Annotated in this window: 10 protein-coding genes, 9 pseudogenes and 1 riboswitch; of the genes and pseudogenes, 9 read left to right on the forward strand and 10 right to left on the reverse strand. The window is 70.5% G+C overall.

What is annotated here, in order from left to right; all coding sequences use genetic code 11:
* Positions 1-21: 21 nt before the first annotated feature.
* The 5 genes and pseudogenes from trpS to MTP03_RS17595 form a co-directional block, all read right to left on the reverse strand.
* Positions 22-1,047, reverse strand: a complete 1,026-nt coding sequence (gene trpS, locus MTP03_RS17575) for a tryptophan--tRNA ligase (protein ID WP_248489324.1) — start codon at positions 1,045-1,047, stop codon at positions 22-24.
* A gap of 46 nt (positions 1,048-1,093) precedes the next feature.
* Positions 1,094-1,902, reverse strand: a pseudogene (locus tag MTP03_RS17580) (exodeoxyribonuclease III).
* A complete protein-coding gene (locus MTP03_RS17585) occupies positions 1,899-2,327 on the reverse strand; it encodes a barstar family protein (RefSeq protein ID WP_248489325.1) in 429 nt (142 codons plus the stop codon). The pseudogene MTP03_RS17580 and the gene MTP03_RS17585 overlap by 4 nt, the downstream one beginning before the upstream one ends.
* Positions 2,324-2,782 (reverse strand): ribonuclease domain-containing protein, encoded by a 459-nt coding sequence (locus MTP03_RS17590; protein WP_248489326.1) that lies wholly within the window; start codon positions 2,780-2,782, stop codon positions 2,324-2,326. Before MTP03_RS17590 ends, MTP03_RS17585 begins: the two co-directional genes overlap by 4 nt.
* Positions 2,783-2,793: 11 nt before the next feature.
* The gene (locus tag MTP03_RS17595; protein ID WP_248489327.1) at positions 2,794-4,050 is read right to left on the reverse strand and encodes an MFS transporter; all 1,257 of its coding nucleotides are present in this window, start codon (positions 4,048-4,050) and stop codon (positions 2,794-2,796) included.
* Between the two features lie 30 nt (positions 4,051-4,080).
* Positions 4,081-4,196, forward strand: a riboswitch (SAM riboswitch).
* Positions 4,197-4,211: 15 nt separating this feature from the next.
* Here MTP03_RS17595 and MTP03_RS17600 point away from each other — a divergent pair.
* A complete protein-coding gene (locus MTP03_RS17600) occupies positions 4,212-5,354 on the forward strand; it encodes a homoserine O-acetyltransferase (protein WP_371820990.1) in 1,143 nt (380 codons plus the stop codon).
* Positions 5,355-5,381: 27 nt separating this feature from the next.
* Here the strand turns inward: MTP03_RS17600 and MTP03_RS17605 are convergent, their stop codons facing one another.
* From MTP03_RS17605 to MTP03_RS17615, 3 genes are all read right to left on the reverse strand, one after another.
* Complete coding sequence (locus MTP03_RS17605) at positions 5,382-6,758, reverse strand: hypothetical protein (protein ID WP_248489329.1); 1,377 nt, start codon at positions 6,756-6,758, stop codon at positions 5,382-5,384.
* Between the two features lie 152 nt (positions 6,759-6,910).
* Entirely contained in the window at positions 6,911-7,222 is a 312-nt protein-coding gene (locus MTP03_RS17610; RefSeq protein ID WP_248489330.1) for a DUF3017 domain-containing protein, read from the reverse strand.
* Entirely contained in the window at positions 7,222-8,088 is an 867-nt protein-coding gene (locus MTP03_RS17615; RefSeq protein WP_248489331.1) for a bifunctional methylenetetrahydrofolate dehydrogenase/methenyltetrahydrofolate cyclohydrolase, read from the reverse strand. The genes MTP03_RS17610 and MTP03_RS17615 overlap by 1 nt, the downstream gene beginning before the upstream one ends.
* 87 nt (positions 8,089-8,175) lie before the next feature.
* Between MTP03_RS17615 and MTP03_RS17620 the strand changes: the two genes are divergently transcribed.
* Both MTP03_RS17620 and MTP03_RS17625 read left to right on the forward strand, forming a co-directional pair.
* Positions 8,176-8,757, forward strand: coding sequence for an HdeD family acid-resistance protein (locus tag MTP03_RS17620; RefSeq protein ID WP_248489332.1), 582 nt, complete (start codon positions 8,176-8,178; stop codon positions 8,755-8,757).
* Positions 8,758-8,805: 48 nt separating this feature from the next.
* A pseudogene (locus tag MTP03_RS17625) lies at positions 8,806-9,269 on the forward strand (tRNA (cytidine(34)-2'-O)-methyltransferase).
* On the opposite strand, the pseudogene MTP03_RS17630 reads toward MTP03_RS17625, so the two are convergent.
* Together MTP03_RS17630 and MTP03_RS17635 are read right to left on the reverse strand one after the other, a co-directional pair.
* Positions 9,266-11,034: pseudogene (locus MTP03_RS17630) on the reverse strand (alpha/beta hydrolase). The pseudogenes MTP03_RS17625 and MTP03_RS17630 sit on opposite strands and share 4 nt — an antisense overlap.
* A gap of 28 nt (positions 11,035-11,062) precedes the next feature.
* Positions 11,063-12,504 (reverse strand): annotated as a pseudogene (locus tag MTP03_RS17635) (short-chain fatty acyl-CoA regulator family protein).
* A gap of 148 nt (positions 12,505-12,652) precedes the next feature.
* Between MTP03_RS17635 and prpD the strand changes: the two are divergent.
* The 6 genes and pseudogenes from prpD to MTP03_RS17665 form a co-directional block, all read left to right on the forward strand.
* Positions 12,653-14,151: pseudogene (gene prpD / locus MTP03_RS17640) on the forward strand (2-methylcitrate dehydratase PrpD).
* Between the two features lie 37 nt (positions 14,152-14,188).
* Positions 14,189-15,091: pseudogene (gene prpB, locus MTP03_RS17645) on the forward strand (methylisocitrate lyase); the annotation flags it as partial.
* A pseudogene (locus MTP03_RS17650) lies at positions 15,091-16,213 on the forward strand (bifunctional 2-methylcitrate synthase/citrate synthase). The pseudogenes prpB and MTP03_RS17650, both read left to right, overlap by 1 nt.
* Positions 16,206-19,587 (forward strand): annotated as a pseudogene (locus MTP03_RS17655) (pyruvate carboxylase). Before MTP03_RS17650 ends, MTP03_RS17655 begins: the two co-directional pseudogenes overlap by 8 nt.
* 54 nt (positions 19,588-19,641) lie before the next feature.
* Positions 19,642-20,574, forward strand: a complete 933-nt coding sequence (locus MTP03_RS17660) for a metal ABC transporter substrate-binding protein (RefSeq protein WP_248489333.1) — start codon at positions 19,642-19,644, stop codon at positions 20,572-20,574.
* Positions 20,574-21,311 (forward strand): annotated as a pseudogene (locus MTP03_RS17665) (metal ABC transporter ATP-binding protein); the annotation flags it as partial. The gene MTP03_RS17660 and the pseudogene MTP03_RS17665, both read left to right, overlap by 1 nt.
* Positions 21,312-21,381 lie beyond the last annotated feature (70 nt).

A 21,381-nucleotide genomic window follows, 5' to 3' on the forward strand; every position in this document is an offset into this window, starting at 1 on the left:
CGGTTCGCGGCAGTGCAGTCGCTACGGCGCCAGGAACCCTACCCTGTCGTAGACGTCGGCGAGGGTCCGCGAAGCGATCTCGCGGGCCCGCTCGCGGCCGGACGCCAGCACCTTGTCCAGCTCGGCGCGGTCGTCGAGGTAGCCCTTCACCGCGGCCCGCAGCGGCGTCGCGAACTCGACCAGAACGTCCGCGACCTCGCCTTTCAGGTCGCCGTAGCCCTTACCCTCGTACTTGACCTCGAGGTCGGCGATCGGGGTGCCGGTGAACGCCGACTCGATGGTGAGCAGGTTCGACACGCCCGGCTTGTTCTCGCGGTCGAACCGGATCTCCCGCTCGGTGTCGGTGACCGCCGACCTGACCCGCTTCGCGATCACCTTCGGGTCGTCGAGGATGCTGATCAGGCCCGCGTCGGACTCCGCCGACTTGCTCATCTTGGCGGTGGGGTTCTGCAGGTCGTAGATCTTGGCGGTATCGGCGACGATGTACGCCTCGGGCACCACGAAGGTCTTCTTGAACCGGGTGTTGAAGCGCTGCGCCAGGTTCCGGGTGAGCTCGAGATGCTGGCGCTGGTCCTCGCCCACCGGCACGAGCTGCGGGCGGTAGAGCAGGATGTCGGCGGCCATGAGGATCGGGTAGGTGAACAGGCCCACCGACGAGCTGTCGGTGCCGTTCTTCGCCGACTTGTCCTTGAACTGCGTCATCCGGCTTGCCTCGCCGAACCCGGTGATGCAGCTGAGCACCCAGGTCAGTTCCGCGTGCTCGGGGATCTGCGACTGCACGAACATCGTCGACCGGGCGGGGTCCACACCGAGCGCGAGCAGCTGCGCCGCGGCGAAGACGGTGCGCTCGCGCAGCGCCTTCGGGTCGTGCGGCGTGGTGATGCCGTGCATGTTCGGGATGAAGTAGAACGTCTCGAACTCGTCCTGCAGCTGCACCCACTGCCGCACCGCGCCCAGGTAGTTGCCGAGGTGGAACGAGTCCGAGGTCGGCTGGATGCCCGACAGCGCGCGCTGCCGCTTCACGGGGGTGGGTGCGGTTCCGGTCACGGGGAGCGAGTCTATCGAGCGCGATGCGGCCCCGTCTCCTCCGTATCTAGTCCGCGTACTCCACGGTGACGGGCGCGTGGTCCGACCAGCGCAGGTTGTAGGCGGCGGCGCGCTCGACCCGCGCCGTCGACGCGCGCTTGGCGAGCGCGTTGTTCGCGACCTGCAGGTCGATGCGCCAGCCCGAGTCGTTGTCGAAGGCCTTGCCCCGCCACGACCACCAGGCGTACGGGCCCGGCTCGCCGGGATGCAGTTCGCGCACCACGTCCTTGAACGCACGCCCCTCGCCGATGAACTCGCTCATCCACGCCCGCTCCTCGGGGAGGAAACCCGAGTTCTTGACGTTGCCCTTCCAGTTCTTGATGTCCAGCTCGGTGTGCCCGATGTTCCAGTCACCGCACACCACCACCTCGCGGCGCCGGCGGCCGAGCTTCGCCAGGTAGGCACCGAACTCCGCACGGAACCGGTCCTTCTCGTCCTGCCGATCGGTGCCCACGTCCCCCGACGGGAGGTACAGCGACGCCGCCGTGAAACCGCCGAAGTCCGCCTCGATGTACCGGCCGGCGGGATCGAACTCCGCGCTGCCGAAGCCGATCCGCACCGCATCCGGCTCACGCCGGGACAGGACGGCGACGCCATTGCGACCTGCTGTGGACGACTCCGCGGCGGCCGGTGCCAGCCCTCCTCGAGCGCGGGAGCGAGGGCCGCGAGGGTCTGCTTATGCGTGGCGCGCACCTCCTGAAGGAGCACGACGTCCGCCGCGGTCTCCCGGAGCCAGGGCAACATGCCCAGGTTCTCCTCGGAGCGCTGCTTGACCGCGGCGCGGATGCCGTTGACGTTGATCGAGGTGATGATCATCCGAGTGCCTCCACGGTCAGGCCGGCGCCGGCCCACTCGGAACGCACCCGGGGCACGGCCGCCGCGTCGGACACGCCGAGCAGGACGCGCACCCCGCGATCGCCCAGGATCTCCACGAATACGGCGAGACCGTCCTCATCGGCCATGACCTGCTCCGCCTGCGCCACGCCCAGGACCACGAGCGCGGGCCCGCCCAGCCACGACAGGTCGCCGAGGCTGTCCGCCAGCGCGTCCCAGTTGGCCCCGAAGTCCAGCGGGAACTGCAGGGCGGCGGACACCTCGTCGAGCAGTGCGGCCTTCGTGCGCATGCGGCTGCCGCGCGCGACGAGCACCCGCGGGCGCGTGCTCTCCTTGAGGGAGTCGAGGTCCGCGGCGGTCAGGGCCGCGCCCGTGCCGGACGCCAGGAACTGCGGAAGGGTGCTCATCGGATCCTCGTGAAGCTCTCGTAGTGGTCCAAGGTGTACCAGGCGCCGCCGTCGGCGCTGGTGATGATGCGTTCGGCGTCGCGACCGCGCCCGGGCTTCTTGACGTTGACGTCCCATTCCGTGTACTTCGCCGGCCTGCCGTTCGCACCGGTCTTCGGGAGCCGGCCCTCGAAGTTGCCGAAGTGCCGGCCGCCCTGCGTTCCCGATCCGTCGTTCGGCGGCCAGGTGCCGGCGTCGATCCGCGCCAGGGTGGCGGCCACCCGCTGCGGCACCGCGGACTTCCCCGCCGACGTCCCGCGGGCCGGGCCGGGCTTCGCCGTCACCGTCGACGCCTTCGACGGTGCCGCCGCGCCGAACGTGACCGGTTCGGCATCGGGCGCGGACGACTTTCCGCAAGCCACCAGTCCGAAGACGGTGAGCAGCGCGATCGCGCACAGCGCGAGAATCCTTCGCATGGCCCCAGACCCTACCGAGGGCCACCGACAGGTTCCGCGACCGTCCGCGCGCCCCGCCGCGCCACCAGGGTCCCGACCGCGAACACGGCGAGGCCCGCGACCGCGAGGGCGCTGCCCACGAGCGCCGGCGCCGTGTACCCCCAGCCCGCCGCGATGACCGCGCCGCCGAGGAACGCGCCGAGCGCGTTGGCGATGTTCAGCGCGGAGTGGTTGAGGGTGGCCGCCAGTGTCTGCGCCTCGCCCGCCACGTCCATCAGGCGGGTCTGCAGCGCCGGCACAAGCGCGGAGGCCGTGAGCCCGATGAGGAAGAACAGGCTCACCGCCGCGAACGGCTGCGGCGCGAACAACGAGAACAGCGCCTGCAGCACCACCAGCGCTATGAGCGAGCCCGCGATCGACCGCGCCACGGACCGGTCCGCCGCGCGACCGCCGACGACGTTGCCGATCGTCATTCCCACGCCGTAGATCGCCAGCGCCACCGGGACGGATCCGGCGCCCAGCCCGGATACCGAGGTCAGCGTGGTCGAGATGTACGTGTACACCGCGAACATGCCGCCGAACCCGACGACGCCGGTCAGCAGCGCGAACCACACCTGCGGGCGCGCCAGGGCGCCGAGTTCGGTGAGCGGGTTGGTCGCGGGGATGTCGACGGACGGCAGTAGTGCGAGCAGCGCGATGACGGTCACCGCGCCGATGAGGACGACCACACCCAGCGCGTACCGCCAGTTCATCGCCGCCCCCAGCCAGGTCACGAGCGGGACGCCCACGACATTGGCGACCGACAGACCCATCAGCACCCGACCGACCGCTCGGCCCCGGCCCTGTGGTCCGGCCAGGTGCGCGGCGACGAGGGCCGCGACCCCGAAGAACGCGCCGTGCGGCAGGCCGGCCAGGAAGCGGGCCGCGACGAGCGTGCCGTACGTCGGCGCGAACACCGAGAGCGCGTTGCCGACGGTGAAGGCCACCATCAGGCCGATCAGCAGTGCGCGCCGCGGCACGCGGGCGAAGGCCGCGGCGATGAACGGCGCACCGACGACGACGCCCAGCGCGTAGGCCGCGATCACGTGGCCCGCGACGGGCTCGGTGACTCCCAGGTCGGCGGCGATATCAGGCAGCAGGCCCATCGCCGCGAACTCGGTGGTTCCGATGCCGAAGCCACCGAGGGCCATGGCGCCGACGGCGAGGGCGTTGCGGGTCGAGGATTCCACGCGTCGGTGCAACGCAGCGGCCCCGTCCCGCGTTCCCCACTCGCCTGTGACCTCGTTCACGGGAAACGGTTCGGTTATGATGCAGAACGAGGTCATGAGTGTCAGCGCCAAGCCCCGGCTCGCTGACCGGCAACCCTCCGCCGCGGTGGGGTGCCCCGGGTGATGACCTGGTTTCCCGGTCGCCGTGCCGGGGGCAAGCGCGAGGGAGAGGTTCGGTGACCATCAGCATCCGTACAGGTCGACCCGTCGACAGTGCCGAGAGGGACTGGGCCCGGGTGCCCGACGGTGCGATGCAGGCGATCGACCTCGGCCCGCTGGTGCTCGAATCCGGCGTCGTCCTCGAGGACGTCACGATCGCCTTTCAGCGCTGGGGCACGCCCAACGCCGCTCGCGACAACGTGCTGCTGGCGCTGCACGCCCTCACGGGCGATTCGCACGTCACCGGCCCCGCCGACGCGGAGCACCGCGCCGCGGGCTGGTGGGACGGCCTGATCGGCCCCGGTGCCGCGGTGGACACCGACGAGTGGTGCGTCGTTTCGGCGAACGTGCTGGGCGGCTGCTCGGGTTCGACGGGGCCGTCGTCGATCGCGCCGGACGGGCGGCCGTACGGCTCCCGCTTCCCGACGATCACGGTGCGCGACCAGGTTGAGGCGGAGGCGGCACTGCTGCGCGCACTCGACGTGCACGACATCGCGTCCGTCGTCGGCGGGTCGATGGGCGGGGCGCGCGCCCTCGAATGGGCCCTGATGTACGGCGACTTCGTCCGTTCGGCGCTGGTTCTCGCCGTCGGCGCCCGCGCGACGGCCGACCAGATCGGCACGCAGACGACGCAGATCGCGGCGATCAAGGCCGACGCGCACTGGCAGGGCGGCGACTACCACGGCACGGGCGTTGCGCCCGAGGCCGGCCTCGGCGTCGCCCGCCGCATCGCGCACCTGACATACCGCACGGAGATCGAGCTCGACAGCCGGTTCCGCAACGACCCGCAGGACGACGAGGAGCCCCGTGCCGGCGGCCGCTACGCCGTCACGTCGTACCTCGACCATCAGGCCGCCAAGCTGGTGGACCGGTTCGACGCCGGCAGCTACGTGGTGCTCTCCGAGGTTCTCAATCATCACGACGTCGGGCGCGGCCGCGGCGGCGTCGAGGCCGCTCTGCGGTCGTGCACGGTGCCCGTCGTGGTCGGCGGGATCGATTCGGACCGGCTCTATCCGCTGCGCCTGCAGCAGGAGCTGGCCGACTTACTGCCGAACACCGCGGAGCTGGTCGTCGTGCACTCGCGCGACGGGCACGACGGCTTCCTCACCGAGATGGATGCAATCGCCGAATTGCTCAGCCGGACGCTGGATCTCGCCCGCCGCTGACTGCCCTGCACGGCACTGCCGACGGCCCTACGGGGCCGGCGCGGTCACCGTCGGCGCATCGGCCTGAGCGACCGCGTCGTCGCCCTCGACCGTCACCGACTGGTCCTGCGCGGTGGCGGAATTCGTACCCACCGTCGCCGACGGTCCGGAGCTCGACCCGGCGGCCGTCCGATCCGGCGCGACCAGCCCGTTCCCCGGCAGTGCACCCCCGGCCGGGGCCGTTGCACCGCCGGACGGGCCGGGCGCCACCGAGCCACCGGGCGTCTCCGAGCCGGACGGCGACACCGACGGGGGCCCCGTCGGGACGGACGGCAGGATCGTTGTCGGGAGCTCCGATGTCGGCGTGCGCGTAGTCGGCGACGGCGTGGTCGTCGGCACCGGCCGCGTGGTCGTCGGAACCACCGGCGGCGGGGCGAACGTGGTCATGGTGGGGGTCACACCGTCGTCCTGCGAGGTCTCCCGCGGCGATTGGACGGTGGGCGGCAGGCTCGTCTCGGCCGGTGGGAGCGTGGACGTCACGGAGGCCGGGCGGAGGATCGACGTGGGCTCCGCCACGGTGGTGTCCGAGTACGAGGAGGTGGGTACCTGCTCAGTGCTCTCCCCTGCCGGGCCGATGATCCCCGTGAAGTACCCCGCCGCCAGGACGGCGCCGGTCAGCGCGGCCAGGACCAGGAGCGGCACTGCCGCGGCGGTCAGCCGGACGCTGTGGCCGCCGATGGCACCGATTCCGTTGCCCACCACCGATGACGGTGCGGTTCCGGCAGCCCGACGGTCCGCCGCCAGCAGCGCCGCGCCGGTGGCCGCGACGCCCTCCGGATCCTCGACGGTGACGGGCTCCGCGCCGGCGGCGCGCGCCACGTCGGACACCGCCTCCCGCACCGCGGGGAGTTGGGCGCCGCTGCCGACGAGGACGACGGCCTCCGGCGCGGCGGACGCGCGGGCGATGGACGACCGGACGAAGTCGGCGGCACCCTGCGCGGTTCCGGCGCCTCCCTCCGGCCGTGCGGCGGCGACGGTGCGCGTGTGTCGCTCGGCGGCGACGGCACCGTCGGACACGGTGAACACGCGCATTCCCCCGGCGCCGAGGTCGGCGACGAGTGCCGTGCCGTACCGGGCGATGGTGCCCCGCTCGTCGAGCGCGCGGAGCACGGCCTCCGGTTCGCGGACCACGCCCGCGGCCCGCACCCCGCCGCGCGCTCCGAAGCGCACGGACAGAAGGTCACGCCGCGAGCGGACGGCGACCGCAGAGGCGTCGACCGCGCGGTCCGAATGGCTCGCGAGAAGGTCGAACCCTGAGGACAGGAGGTTTCCGCGACGACCGAGGCGGTACGGGCCGGGATCGATGGTCCGGGCCTGCTGGCCGACGATGCGGCCGTCCTCGATGTCGAGCAGTACGCAGTGCACGGGCCGGGACCCACGGACGCGCCGAACGACGAGATCGCCATGGGCACCTCCGATCAGGGTCACTCACCGAGCCGTTACCTCAGCACATCGTACCCGATGCCGAAACGTTACATACAGCGATATGAATCTGCGATTTCGATTAAGGTGAGGCATCACTTCGTGCCGAGCGAACTGATCCCGTAGGCCACCGCCAGGATCGCCACCGCGGCGAGGGCGAGAACAGACACGTCGAACCAGCGGCTGCGGACCCGCAGCAGGCCCTGCCGATGTTCGGGGAGAACCGCCCGCAGCGCCGCCGCCAACCCCGTTCCGAACCCGAAGACGTACAGGCCGCGACGCCAGTACTCGAGCCCCACCAGGACCATGCCGACCGCAAGGATCGCCACCACCACCGCGAAGCCCACGTTGGCGACCACCGCGCGGACGATCCGCGCGCGGCGGAACTGCTCGGCGGCGTCCGCCACTAGGCCTCGCCCGCGCGGGCGAGGTCGCGCTCCGCGGCCTCGATCACGTTGCCCAGCAGGAACGCTCGGGTGAGCGGCCCCACCCCGCCGGGGTTCGGCGACAGGTGCCCCGCCACCTCCGCGACGCCGTCCGCGACGTCGCCGCGCAGCCCGTCCGCGGTGCGGCTGACACCCACGTCCAACACTGCGGCGCCGGGCTTGACCATGTCGGCGGTGATGAGGCCGGGCACGCCGGCGGCGGCGATGATGATGTCGGCGCGGCGGACCTCGGCCGCGAGATCGCGGGTTCCCGTGTGACACAGGGTGACCGTCGCGTTCTCCGAACGACGCGTGAGGAGCAGCCCGATGGGGCGGCCCACTGTCACACCGCGACCGATCACGACCACGTGCGCGCCGTCGATGGGAACGCCGTACCGGCGCAGCAGGTGGACGATGCCGTGCGGCGTGCACGGCAACGGCCCCGGGGCGCCCAGCACGAGCCGACCGAGGTTCGTCGGGTGCAGACCGTCCGCGTCCTTGGCGGGATCGACCCGCTCCAGGATCGCGTTCTCGTCCAAGTGCTTCGGCAACCGGAGCTGAACGATGTAGCCGGTGCATGCGGGATCCGCATTGAGTTCGTCGATGACCGCCTCGAGCTCGGCCTGCGAGATGTCCGCGGGAAGGTCTCGGCGGATCGACTCGATGCCCACCTTCGCGCAGTCCGCGTGCTTGCCCTTGACGTACGACCGCGACCCGGGATCGTCACCGACGAGGACGGTGCCGAGCCCGGGAGCCACACCACGGGCCCGCAGGGCGCTCACGCGCTCCCGGAAGTTCTCGAAGAGTTCGTCGCGGGTCGCCTTGCCGTCCAGTACTTCAGCTGTCACGGCCGTCATCCTATCCCGCACGATTCCGTGCGACGACTACCGCTGGTTCGAGTCGCGCACGGTCGGGCCGCGTCCGATAATGAACCCATGACAACCCCAACTCCCCTCCAACAGGGCGTCAAGGCGACCTGGCAGGCGATCCTGGCACTCGGCGTCCTGTCCATCATCCTCGGTGCCATCATCGCGGCGTGGCCCGGCCCCACCACGCTGGTGGTCGGCATCCTGTTCGGTGTCTTCCTGCTCGTCAGCGGCGCGTTCCAGGTGATCGCCGGCATCCTCGGAGAGACCCAGCACCGGGTGCTCACGGTGATCAGCGGCGCCCTGTCGCTGGTGCTGGGCGTGTCCTGCTTCCGCGATGATGTGATCAACTCCGTCGCGATCCTCGGCATCTGGATCGGCATCAGCTGGATATTCTCGGGCGTCACCTCGATCACGATCGGCATCAGCGACAGCGCGGCGCCCAACCGCGCCTGGGTGGTCATCCTCGGCATCATCAGCCTGATCGGCGGCGCGGTGCTCATCGCCTCGCCGTTCTCGGTCGGCGTGCTGGTGCTCGTGTCCGGCATCTGGGCGATCGCCATCGGCGTCGCGCAGGTGCTCTCGGCGTTCCAGCTGCGCAGCGCGGCCAAGAAGATCGACCAGCGTGTGTCCGATCTCGCCGGCCGGTAGCAGCCCTCGTCCCGCAAATGCGGAGCACGGGTGACAGGATCGTCACCCGTGTTCCGCATTCTGTTCTTCGAGCCCCGGATCGCCCCGAACACCGGGAACGCGATCCGCATCGCCGCGGTCACCGGATGCGAGCTGCACCTGGTGGAGCCGCTCGGCTTCGACCTGTCCGAGCCCAAGCTCCGCCGCGCCGGACTCGACTACCACGACCTCGCCCACGTGCGCGTCCACGCCGACCTCGCCGCCGCGTGGGCCGCGCTCGCCCCGGAGCGTGTGTACGCCTACACTGCGCACGCCACGCGGCATCACCACGAGGTCGCCTACTCCCCCGGCGACGTCCTGCTCTTCGGCCCCGAGCCCACGGGACTGCCGCCCGAGGTCCTCGCCGACCCCCACATCACCGACGCCCTGCGCATCCCCATGCTCGCCGGGCGACGCTCCTCAACCTCGCGAACAGCGCCGCGATCGTCGCCTACGAGGCGTGGCGGCAGAACGGGTTCGACGGTGCGCTCTAGCGCCCCGGCAGTCCTGCCGACGCGGGCGGATCTCCCGTCTGGGCGTTGAGCAAAGGACGCAGGCGCGCGGTCTTGTCCGCCGTCCAGCCGGGCGGCTCCAGGATCGCGGCCCATGCGTCGGCGACCGCCTTGACGTAGCTGTGGCCGTGTCCGTCCGGGACGTTCGTGGAGACCGCCATGTCGGCGGACACCTGCAGGAAGCTCACGATCGGGATCCAGCGGGTACTCGCCAGCACGTCGCGACCGCGCCGCTCCTTGAGCCAGTCGGGCTCGCTGAACACCATGTCGGGGTTCCACCGCCCGATCGGGTCCGACGCGTGCTGCAGGTACACCACTCGCGGGCGGCCCCACTGCTGCGCGGGCGCCGCGAGATCAGCCGCGTCCGCAGCGAACCGGACGTTCTCGCCGCCCCGGTACACCGGCAGCCACTGCGGCGAGCCCGGATCCCGGTCGCGGGTCACCCGCTCCCACATCGTGTTGTTGAACGTCGGACCGGAGAACAGCGCACCGTCGGTCCTGGCCAGGATGTTGTTGGCCGAGAGGAAGGGGGCCTCCCCGCCGAACGAGCCGAGGCTCTCGCCGAACACCACCAACTTCGGCCGGCTGCCCTCGGGCAGCGACTTGATCCGCTTGTCGACGGCCTCGAAGAGGTACTGCCCGGCCTGGCGCGCGTTCTCCTGATCGACCAGGAACGATAGCCAGCTGGGGAGGAACGAGTACTGCATGCTCACGATGGCGGTGTCGCCGTTGTACATGTACTCCAGCCCGCCCGCCTCGGCCTCGTTGATCCAGCCCGTGCCGGTCGTCGTTGCCACGGCGACCACCGCGCGCTGCAGGCCGCCGGTGCGTTCGAGTTCGGACGCGGCGAGATCGGCGATCGCCCGGTACTCGTTGTCGGCATCGGCCGGGACCGAGCCCAGGCCGGCGTAGGCGCGGATCGGCTCGGTCGCGGGCGCGCCGTTGAACGCGGAGAGACGGGCCACGGGCTGCGCGTTGGAGACGAACACCCGCCCCTGCTTGCCCAGGGACGCCCAGCTCACCTGTGAGCCCGGACCGCCGGATCGCAGTCCGCTGGTGGGCGCCGGGAGATCGAGCCGCCCTCGTCGTTGACCTTCGCGAAGGTCGAGTTGAGCACGTCCATGGTGCCGCGGACCACCACGCCGTTGACGATCTCGATGCCGAGGAACACGACGAGCGCCACGGCGATCACCGCGGACACCCGCGGCGGCGCCACCCGGTTGAGGTGGCCGACGATCCACCGGACCAGCCACCGCACGCCCTTGCCCACCTCGACCAGCAGGTACAGGACGACGATCGACATGACGCCGATCTGCACGTACGCCCCGACGCCCAGGCGCGTCGTGCTCATCATGTCGCGGAGCTGGTCCTGCCAGTTGTCGAAGAAGACCACCATTGCGACGGTGCCGACGACGCCGACCGCGATCAGCGCCCACCACGCGCGGGCGGGGGCCTGCGGACTGGAGTCCTTCGAGCGCATGAACCGCACGAGCCACACCGCGAACACCCCGATGCCGTACCCGATCGCGCCGGACCCGCCGCTCACCAGGCTCTGGAACAGCGGCCCACGGGGCAGTAGCGACGGCGTGAGCGAGAGCCACACGAACACCAGCCCGACCGCGGTGCCGGTGAACATGTACCGCGCCGTCCACCACCGGCCGAACCGCTCGGGCAACGCCGGGGGCACCGCGGTGGCTTCGGTTTCGTCTTCGACATCGGCGCCCGTGCGCTCAGCGTCGTCGTTCATCGAACCTCCCCTACGGCGTGTGTTGCCGTCATCCTGCCGCGTCGGCGCCCGCTGTGGGCGCGAAGGTGTACGGGATCTGCTCGGCGCGATTCTCGTCCACCTCGATGACTCTGCCGAGCTGCGGGAAGGCACGCTGGGCGCACCGGGGACGATCGCACACCTTGCATCCCGCCCCGATGGGGACGAACGACTCGGGATCGTCGAGCGCGAGGCCCTGGAATACACCAGGCGATCCGCGTGAGCGATGTCGCAGCCGAGGCCGACGGCGAAATCGCGTCCCTGGCCCAGGTATCCGGAGGACCCGCGATCCGACGTCGTCCGCGCCACCCACGGGTAGGTACGACCGTCGGGCATCTGCGCGACCTGGGTCCGGATCCGGCCGGGCGTGGCGAAGGTGTCGTGCACGACCCACAACGGACAACTACCGCCCACCCTGGAGAAGTGGAAAGCGGTGGCGGACTGCCGCTTCGAGATGTTTCCCGCTCGGTCGGTGCGCACGAGGAAGAAGGGGACGCCGCGTCTACCGGATCGCTGCAACGTGGACAGACGATGACACACGGTTTCGAACCCCACTTCGAAACGCACACCGAGCAGGTCGATGTCGTAGCGCAGGTCTTCAGCAGCGCGCAGGAATCGCTCGTACGGCAGCACGAGCGCACCGGCGAAGTAATTCGCGAGGCCCACCCGCGCCAGCGCGCGCGACCGAGTGGGCAACGACGCCGACTCCCCGACGATCCGGTCCATGACCTCCGACTGCGTGAGAAGTGCTATCTGCGTGGCGATCTGGAACGCTCGCTGCCCGTGGTCGAGTCGTCGCGCGAGGGTCAGAACGCGGGCATCCCGATCGAAGGTCCTCCGGTGCCCCGGCCGGTCGGGCTCCCCGTCCCGAATCCGCACCGTCACACCGTGTTCATCCCGCAACAGCCGCGCGAGCTGCAGATCGAGTCCGCCGATGGCGAGACCGCGACTGATGAAGAGCTCCTCCGCGGCGTCGTCCAGTTCGGCGATGTGGTTGCGGTGGTCGTAGAAGAAGTCCCGCACATCCTCGTACGGTGTGGCGACCGCTCCGCCGGCGCCGGCGGTGACGCCGGACGACAGCCGCTCCACCTGCTCCGTCGCTCCGCGCAGTCGGCGGTGCAGGGCGACCATCGTCCGTGCGACCCCGGGCGACCGCGCCACCAGGTCCTCCACTTCGCCGGGAGTCACCGCCGCCCCGGTACCGCCGTCGGCCAGGGCGTCCTGCAGGTCTGCGACGAGACGGGCATCCGACTCCGCCGCGAAGAACCCGACGTCGAGGTCGAAGGTCGAGTTCAACTTGAGGAGCACCGGCACGGACAGCGGGCGCTGGTCGTTCTCGAGTTGGTTGACGTAGCTGACCGACAGGCCGAGCACCTTCGCCAGCGCGGTCTGCGTCAGCCCGCGCTCGTCCCGCAGGCGCTTGATGCGCGCACCGACGAAGAGCTTCTGCATGCTGCGAATACTACCCCGCACGAATTTCGCAATGTTCGCAACCGGGCGACCCGCCGTACACACGTTTCCACACGTGCAACAGGTTTCGCTCCGGACTGGTCATGCATACCGTGTGAATCACCCGATCCCAGCACAAAGGAGTCCCGACGTGCAGACGCACCACGTGCGCACCCACCGCTCAGCTGAGACCTTCCCCGCGAGGAGCATCTCGCGTGGAAGATCGCCCAGGTCGCGGCCGACCCGGTCGCGGTCCCGGACGACACCTCGGAAATGGTCATCAACCGGATCATCGACAACGCATCCGTGGCGGCGGCCTCGCTGACGCGGCGGCCGGTCGCGAACGCCCGGGCGCAGGCGCTTTCGCACCCCTACTCCCCCGGCGCCACGGTCTTCGGCGTGCCGGGCCGGTTCTCCCCGAGTGGGCTGCCTGGGCCAACGGCGCCGCGGTCCGCGAACTGGACTTCCACGACACCTTCCTCGCCGCGGAGTACAGCCACCCCGGCGACAACATCCCGCCGATCGTCGCCACCGCGCAGCACCGTGGCTCGACCGGTGCGGACCTCATCCGTGGTCTGGCCACCGGCTACGAGATCCAGATCGACCTGGTGCGCGCCATCTGCCTGCACGAGCACAAGATCGACCACGTCGCGCACCTCGGTCCATCGGCCGCCGCCGGCATCGGCACCCTGCTCGGCCTGCCCGCCGAGACCATCTACCAGGCGATCGGCCAGGCGCTGCACACCACGACCGCCACCCGCCAGTCCCGCAAGGGTGAGATCTCGAGCTGGAAGGCGTACGCACCGTCGTTCGCCGGCAAGATGGCGGTCGAGGCTGTCGACCGGGCGATGCGCGGCGAGGGCGCTCCGTCGCCGATCTGGGAGGGCGAGGACGGCGTGATCGCCCGGCTCCTCGGCGGTCCCGACGCGAGCTACGACGTGCCCCTGCCCGGGCCGGGCGAGGCCAAGCGCGCGATCGGAGACTCGTACACCAAGGAGCACTCCGCGGAGTACCAGAGCCAGGCCCCCATCGATCTCGCCCGTCGCATGCGGGACCGCGTCGGGGACCGGACCAGATCGAGAAGATCGTGCTGCGCACCAGCCACCACACCCACTACGTGATCGGCACGGGCTCGGGCGACCCGCAGAAGTTCGACCCGCACGCCTCCCGCGAGACGCTGGACCACTCGGTGATGTACATCTTCGCCGTAGCCCTGCAGGACGGCGGCTGGCACCATGAGCGCTCGTACGCCCCGAGCGGGCGCAGCGGCCCGACACCGTCGCGCTGTGGAAGAAGATCTCCACCGCTGAGGACCCGGAATGGACCCGCCGGTACCACTCGACGGACCCGGCCGAGAAGGCCTTCGGCGCCCGCGCCGAGATCACTCTACGCTCGGGCGAGGTCATCGTCGACGAGCTCGCCGTGGCCGACGCGCACCCGCTGGGAGCGCGGCCCTTCGCTCGCGAGCAGTACATCGAGAAGTTCCGCATTCTGGCCGACGGGGTGATCGAGAAGGCCGAGCAGGACCGTTTCCTGGACGTCGCGCAGCGCACCCCGAGCCTCGCCGCCGGCGAGCTCGACCGGCTCACCTTCACCGCTTCGGACGAGGCGCTCTCCCGCACCCCGACGTTGAACCCGGGGCTCTTCTGATGAGCGGAGGAGACGGTGGTTCCGGCGTCGCTGGCCTCTAACCGCGACGCCGTCCGCGAACGACAAGCGCGCAGCCTTCCGGGCCGGCCTGGCCTCCGATCGGATCGTCCGGCTGCCGGGTGCCTTCAACCCGCTGACCGCGAAGCTGATCACCGAGATCGGCTTCGAGGGCGTGTACGTCTCCGGGGCCGCCGTCGCCGCCGATCTGGCCCTTCCGGACATCGGGCTCACCACCCTCACCGAGGTGGCGACCCGGGCCCAGCAGATCGCCAGAGTCACGGACCTGCCCACGCTCGTGGACGCGGACACCGGGTTCGGCGAGCCGATGAGCGCGGCCCGCACCGTCACCGTCCTCGAGGACGCGGGGCTCGCGGGCCTGCACCTCGAGGACCAGGTCAACCCGAAGCGGTGCGGCCACCTCGACGGCAAGGCCGTCGTCCCCGTCGACGAGGCGGCGCGCCGCCTGCGGGCCGCGGTCGCGGCGCGACGTGATCCCGACTTCGTGATCTGCGCACGTACCGATGCCGCGGGGATCGAGGGCATCGACGCCGCGATCGACCGCGCGAAGGCGTACGTCGACGCCGGCGCAGATCTCATCTTCACGGAGGCGCTCCATACCACGGCCGACTTCGAGAGGTTCCGATCCGCAGTGGACACACCACTTCTGGCGAACATGACCGAATTCGGCAAGTCCGACCTGATCGATGCGGGCACGCTCGAGTCGATCGGCTACGACGCGGTGATCTACCCGGTCACCACCCTGCGCCTGGCGATGTTCGCCGCGGAGGAGGGCCTGCGGGCCATCGCCGCGGAGGGCACCCAGTCCGGCCTGCTGGACCGTATGCAGCACCGGAGCCGCCTGTACGAGCTGTTGCAGTACGAGCGGTACAACGACTTCGATTCCGGCATCTTCAACTTCGCCCTGTCCAGGAGCCGGTGATGACCAGTCCGACCATCTACAAGGGCCTCGCCGGCGTCGTCGTCGACACGACCGCGGTGTCGAAGGTCGTGCCCGAGACGAACTCCCTCACGTATCGCGGGTACGCCGTTCAGGACCTGGCCGCACGCTGCAGCTTCGAGCAGGTCGCGTACCTCCTGTGGAACGGCGAGCTGCCGACGGACGCGCAACTGCAGCAGTTCACGCAGAGGGAACGCGCCGCCCGCCGCGCCGACCGCTCACTGCTCGGCCTGATCGCGCGCCTCCCCGAATCCTGCCATCCCATGGACGTCGTGCGGACCGCCGTCAGCGTCCTCGGCGCCGAGGACGCGGACGAGTGGAACACCGGCCCCAAGGCGTTGCAGGACAAGGGCTACGGCTGCTAGCAGTGCTCCCCACCGTGGTCGCCGCCGACCACCGGCGCCGGCACGACCAGGAGCCCATCGCTCCCGATCACACCCTCGGGTTCGCCGCCAACTTCCTGAACATGTGCTTCGGTTCCGTCCCGGAACCCGAGCTGGTCCGAGCGTTCGAAGTCTCTCTGATCCTGTACGCGGAGCACGGTTTCAACGCCTCGACCTTCGCGGCGCGGGTCGTCACCTCGACCCTGTCGGACATGTACAGCGCCGTCACCGCGGCGATCGGAACCCTCAAGGGCCCGCTGCACGGCGGCGCGAACGAGGCCGTGATGCACGACATGGAGGAGATCGGCGATCCGGCCCGCGCCGAGGCCTGGATGAAGGACAAGCTTGCCCGCAAGGAGAAGGTGATGGGGTTCGGTCACCGCGTCTACAAGAACGGCGACTCCCGGGTCCCGACGATGAAGCGGGCCTTCGTCGACATCGCGAACCGGACCGACGGGGGCCGGTTCATCGAGATGTACGACATCCTCGAGAAGACGATGGTCGATGCGACGGGGATTCAGCCGAACCTCGACTTCCCGACCGGACCCGCATACCACCTACTGGGATTCGACACCGAGGTGTTCACCCCGATCTTCGTGATGTCCCGGATCACCGGGTGGACGGCCCATATCATCGAGCAGGCAGCGGCGAACGCATTGATTCGTCCGCTGGTGAGTACGTCGGAGTCCCACAAAGACCGGTGGTAGCAAAGTATGTTTAAGAAAGTCCTGGTGGCCAACCGCGGCGAGATCGCGATCCGAGGCCTGCGCGCCGCTGTGGAGAGCGGCGCGAAGACCGTCGCGGTGTATCCGTACGAGGATCGCAACTCCCCGCACCGTCAGAAGGCGGACGAGGCGTACCAGATCGGTGCCGAGGGCACCCGGTCCGCGCCTACCTGACCGTCGGGGAGATCATCCGGATCGCGGTCCAGGCCGGCGCGGACGCCGTCTACCCCGGGTACGGCTTCCTGTCGGAGAACCCCGACCTGGCGGCGGCGTGCGCGGCGAACGACATCACCTTCGTCGGGCCGTCGGCGGACGTGCTGGAGCTGACGGGCAACAAAGCGCGGGCGATCGCGGCGGCGCGGGCGGCGGGCCTGCCGGTGCTCGACTCGTCCGCCCCGTCGTCGGACATCGACGAACTGCTCAGCGCGGCCGAGGACATGCACTTCCCCGTGTTCGTCAAGGCCGTCGCAGGTGGCGGCGGCCGCGGCATGCGCCGCGTCGAGGCGATCGAGGATCTGCGGGACGCGATCGAGATCGCCTCGCGGGAGGCGGAATCCGCGTTCGGGGACCCGACGGTGTTCCTCGAGGAGGCCGTGATCGACCCGCGGCACATCGAGGTGCAGATCCTTGCGGACAACGCCGGCAACGTGATCCACCTCTACGAGCGCGACTGCTCGCTGCAGCGGCGCCACCAGAAGGTCATCGAGATGGCGCCGGCGCCGAACATCTCCGACGAGCTGCGCGAGCGGCTCTGCAACGACGCGGTGAACTTCGCGAAGGAGATCGGGTACAGCTGCGCGGGCACCGTCGAGTTCCTGGTGAACCCCGAGGGCCGGCACGTCTTCATCGAGATGAACCCGCGGATCCAGGTGGAGCACACGGTGACCGAGGAGGTCACCGACGTGGACCTGGTGGCCGCGCAGCTGAAGATCGCTGCGGGCGCCACCCTGCCCGAACTCGGCCTGACGCAGGACCAGATCCGGCTGAGCGGCGCCGCACTCCAGTGCCGCATCACGACCGAGGACCCCACCGACGGCTTCCGCCCCGACACGGGCCGGATCACCGCGTACCGTTCGCCGGGCGGCGCGGGCATCCGCCTCGACGGGGGCACGTCGGTCGGTGCGGAGATCAGCCCGCACTTCGATTCGATGCTGGTCAAGCTGACCGCGCGCGGCCGCGACCGGGCGACGGCGATCGTCCGGGCCCGCCGTGCACTCGCCGAGTTCCGTATTCGCGGTGTGGCGACGAACATCCCCTACCTGCAGGCGGTCCTGGCCGATCCGGCCTTCGTGGCCGGTGAGGTGACCACGTCGTTCATCGAGCAGCGCCCGGAGCTGCTCACCGCGCGCGGCTCCTCGGACACGGCCAGCAAGATCCTGCGCTACCTCGCGGACGTGACCGTCAACAAGCCGCACGGCGTGCGTCCGACGAAGGTGTACGCGGTCGACAAGCTTCCCGCGGTGGACCTCTCAGCGCCGGCACCGGAGGGATCGAAGCAGCGGCTGGATCGGCTCGGCCCTCCGGCTTCGCCGCGGACCTGCGCGCGCAGACCGCGCTGGCGGTGACCGACACGACGTTCCGCGACGCGCACCAGTCGTTGCTCGCGACCCGGGTGCGCACCTCGGCGCTGGCGACGATCGCGCCGTACGAGGCCCGGCTCACGCCGCAGCTGCTCTCGGTGGAGGCGTGGGGCGGCGCCACCTACGATGTGGCGCTGCGATTCCTGCACGAGGACCCGTGGGAGCGCCTGGCAACCCTGCGGGAGGGACTGCCGAACGTCTGCCTGCAGATGCTGCTCCGCGGCCGCAACACCGTCGGCTACACCCCGTACCCACAGCAGGTCACCGACGCCTTCGTCGCAGAGGCCGCCGCCACCGGCGTCGACATCTTCCGGATCTTCGACGCCCTCAACGACGTCGAGCAGATGCGGCCCGCGATCGAGGCCGTCCTCGCGACCGGCATCGCCGTCGCCGAGGGCGCCCTCTCCTACACGGGCGACCTGTCGAACCCAGGCGAACGGCTCTACACCCTCGACTACTACCTGGGCGTGGCGGAGAAGATCGTGCAGGCCGGGGCGCACGTGCTCGCGATCAAGGACATGGCCGGTCTCCTGCGTCCCGCCGCGGCCACGACCCTGGTCACCGCACTGCGCAAGGAGTTCGACCTCCCGGTGCATGTGCACACCCACGACACCCCGGGCGGGCAGCTCGCCACCTACCTCGCGGCGTGGACCGCCGGGGCGGACGCCGTCGACGGCGCGGCAGCTCCTCTCCGGCACCACCAGCCAGCCCTCGCTGTCGTCGATCGTCGCCGCGACCGCGCACACCGAGCGCGACACCGGCATCGACCTCGACGCGGTCTGCGCGCTCGAGCCCTACTGGGAGGCCGTGCGCGGGCCTACGCGCCGTTCGAGTCCGGCCTCAAGGCCCCGACGGGGCGGGTCTACCACCACGAGATCCCCGGCGGCCAGCTGTCGAACCTGCGGCAGCAGGCCGGAGCACTGGGCCTCGCCGAACGGTTCGAGGACATCGAGAACTCCTACGCCGCAGCGGATCGGATGCTCGGTCGGCTCGTCAAGGTGACCCCGTCGTCCAAGGTCGTGGGTGATCTCGCGCTCGCGCTCGTCGGCACGGGCGTCAGCCCGGACGACTTCGCCGCCGATCCCGGCCGCTATGACATCCCGGATTCAGTGATCGGCTTCCTCCGCGGCGAGCTCGGCACCCCGCCCGGCGGCTGGCCGGAGCCGCTGCGGACCCGGGCGCTCGAGGGCCGGGCCGACGCGCCGCCGATCAGCGACGTCCCCGCCGACGAGGCCGCCGAACTGGCCGGCACGAGCGAGCAGCGGCGGGCCGCCCTGAGCCGCCTGCTGTTCCCGGGACCGATGCGCGAGTTCACCGAGCACCGCGCGGAGTTCGGCGACGTCTCGAAGCTGTCGACCAACCAGTTCCTCTACGGACTGCGACAGGGCGAGGAGCATCGGGTCCAGCTCGCCACCGGCGTCGAGCTGTTGATCAAGCTCGACGGCGTCGGCGAGCCGGACGAGCACGGCAACCGAACGCTGGTCTGCACGCTCAACGGCCAGCTGCGCACCGTCGCCGTCCGCGACAACTCGGTCCAAGCCGACGTCCCCGCCGCCGAACGCGCCGACAAGAGCAACCCCGGCCACGTCGCCGCGCCGTTCGCCGGAATGGTCACCCCCACCGTCCACGCCGGATCCACCGTCGAAGTGGGCGACCAGATCGCCACCATCGAGGCCATGAAGATGGAGGCCACCATCACCGCCCCCGTCGCCGGAACGGTCGCCCGCGTCGCTCTGGCCGGCGCCACCCAGGTGGACGGAGGCGACCTGGTCGCGGTGATCGAGAGCTGAGTCAACAACTCTCCGAACTAGATTTTTCGGCAGTCCGAACTTATTGTTGAGGACATGTCGCAGAAGAGTCTGGGAACCCGCCGGCACCTCAGGGCGATGGCCGCTGTCGTCGTGGTCGCGGCCGTCGCGCTGACCGGGTGCGCACGCGGGGCGAACGACGACGGGAAGAAGGTGGTTCTCGCCACCTTCACGGTGCTCGCCGACATCGCCTCGAACGTCGCTGGCGATCGCCTGCGGGTCGAGTCGATCACGAAGGCCGGCGCGGAGATCCACGGCTACGAGCCCACGCCCGGAGACATCCGCCGGGCGAGCGAGGCCGCACTCATCGTGGACAACGGCCTGAATCTGGAGGCGTGGTTCCAGCAGTTCGTCCAGGGTCTCGACGTCCCGCACGTGGTGGCGAGCGAGGGCGTCCAGCCGATCGACATCGCGAGCGACGCGTACGCCGGCAAGCCCAACCCGCACGCGTGGATGAGCCCGGTCAACGTCGAGAAGTACGTCGACAACCTGGTCCGGGCGTTCTCCGGCCTCGACCCCGACGGTGCCGCCGCCTTCCGCGCCAACGGCGCCGCGTACCAGGAGAAACTGCGTGTCGTACAGCAGGATCTGACGCGGGACCTCTCCGCCCTGCCCGCCAACGAGCGAGCCCTCGTCACCTGCGAGGGCGCCTTCTCGTACCTCGCCCGCGACGCCGGCCTCACCGAGCGCTACATCTGGCCGGTCAATGCCGAGCAGCAGGCCACCCCGCAGCAGGTCGCCTCGACCATCGACTTCGTCCGCAGCGCACGCGTCCCGGCGGTCTTCTGCGAGTCCACCGTCTCCGACAAGCCGATGCAGCAGGTCGTGGAGGCCACGGACGCGCGGTTCGGCGGTGTCCTGTACGTCGACTCGCTGTCGGAGGCGGGCGGCCCCGTCCCCACCTATCTCGACCTGCTCCGGCACGACACGCGCACGATCGTCACCGGGCTCACCGGCAAGGCGCCCTGATGGCGCCCGGGCCGGTTCGGGCCGTCACCGTCGACGACGTCACCGTGCGCTACGGCGACACGATCGCCCTCGACGGCGCGACGCTCGCCCTGGGCAGCGGCACCGTGTGCGGCCTCGTCGGCATGAACGGCTCGGGCAAATCGACGCTGTTCAAGGCCATCATGGGGCTGGTCGAGCCGGAGTCCGGGAGGGTCCTCATCGACGGGGCGCCGCCGTCGCGGGCCCGGCGCAACGGCACCGTCGGCTATGTGCCGCAGTCGGAGGACGTGGACTGGAGCTTCCCGGTCTCGGTGCGGGACGTCGTGATGACGGGGCGGTACGGCCGGATGGGGCTCACGCGGCGGGCGGGCCGCGCGGACCGGGAGGCGGTGGACCGGGCCCTGGAACGGGTCGAGCTCACCGAGTACCGCGACCGGCAGATCGGGCAGCTGTCCGGCGGACAGCGCAAACGGGCGTTCGTGGCCCGCGGCATCGCGCAGGAGGCGCGCGTTCTGCTCCTCGACGAGCCCTTCGCCGGCGTGGACAAGCGCACGGAGGCGACGATCTCGTCGCTCCTGCGCGAGCTCGCCGACGACGGTGCCACGGTCCTGGTGTCCACGCACGATCTGCACGCCCTCCCCCGGCTCGCGGATCAGGCGGTCCTCCTCATGCGACGCGTACTCGCGCAAGGCCCGCCCGAGCAGGTCCTGGCGCCGGAGAACCTGATCCGCGCGTTCGGACTCGACCCCTGGACCAGGGCGACGCCGACCGCGCCGCCGGTTAGGAGTATCCGTGGACCTCCTCGAGCAACTGCTCCTCGCCCCGTTC

The sequence above is a fragment of the Tsukamurella sp. PLM1 genome (assembly GCF_023168325.1).
Taxonomy (GTDB): Bacteria; Actinomycetota; Actinomycetes; order Mycobacteriales; family Mycobacteriaceae; genus Tsukamurella.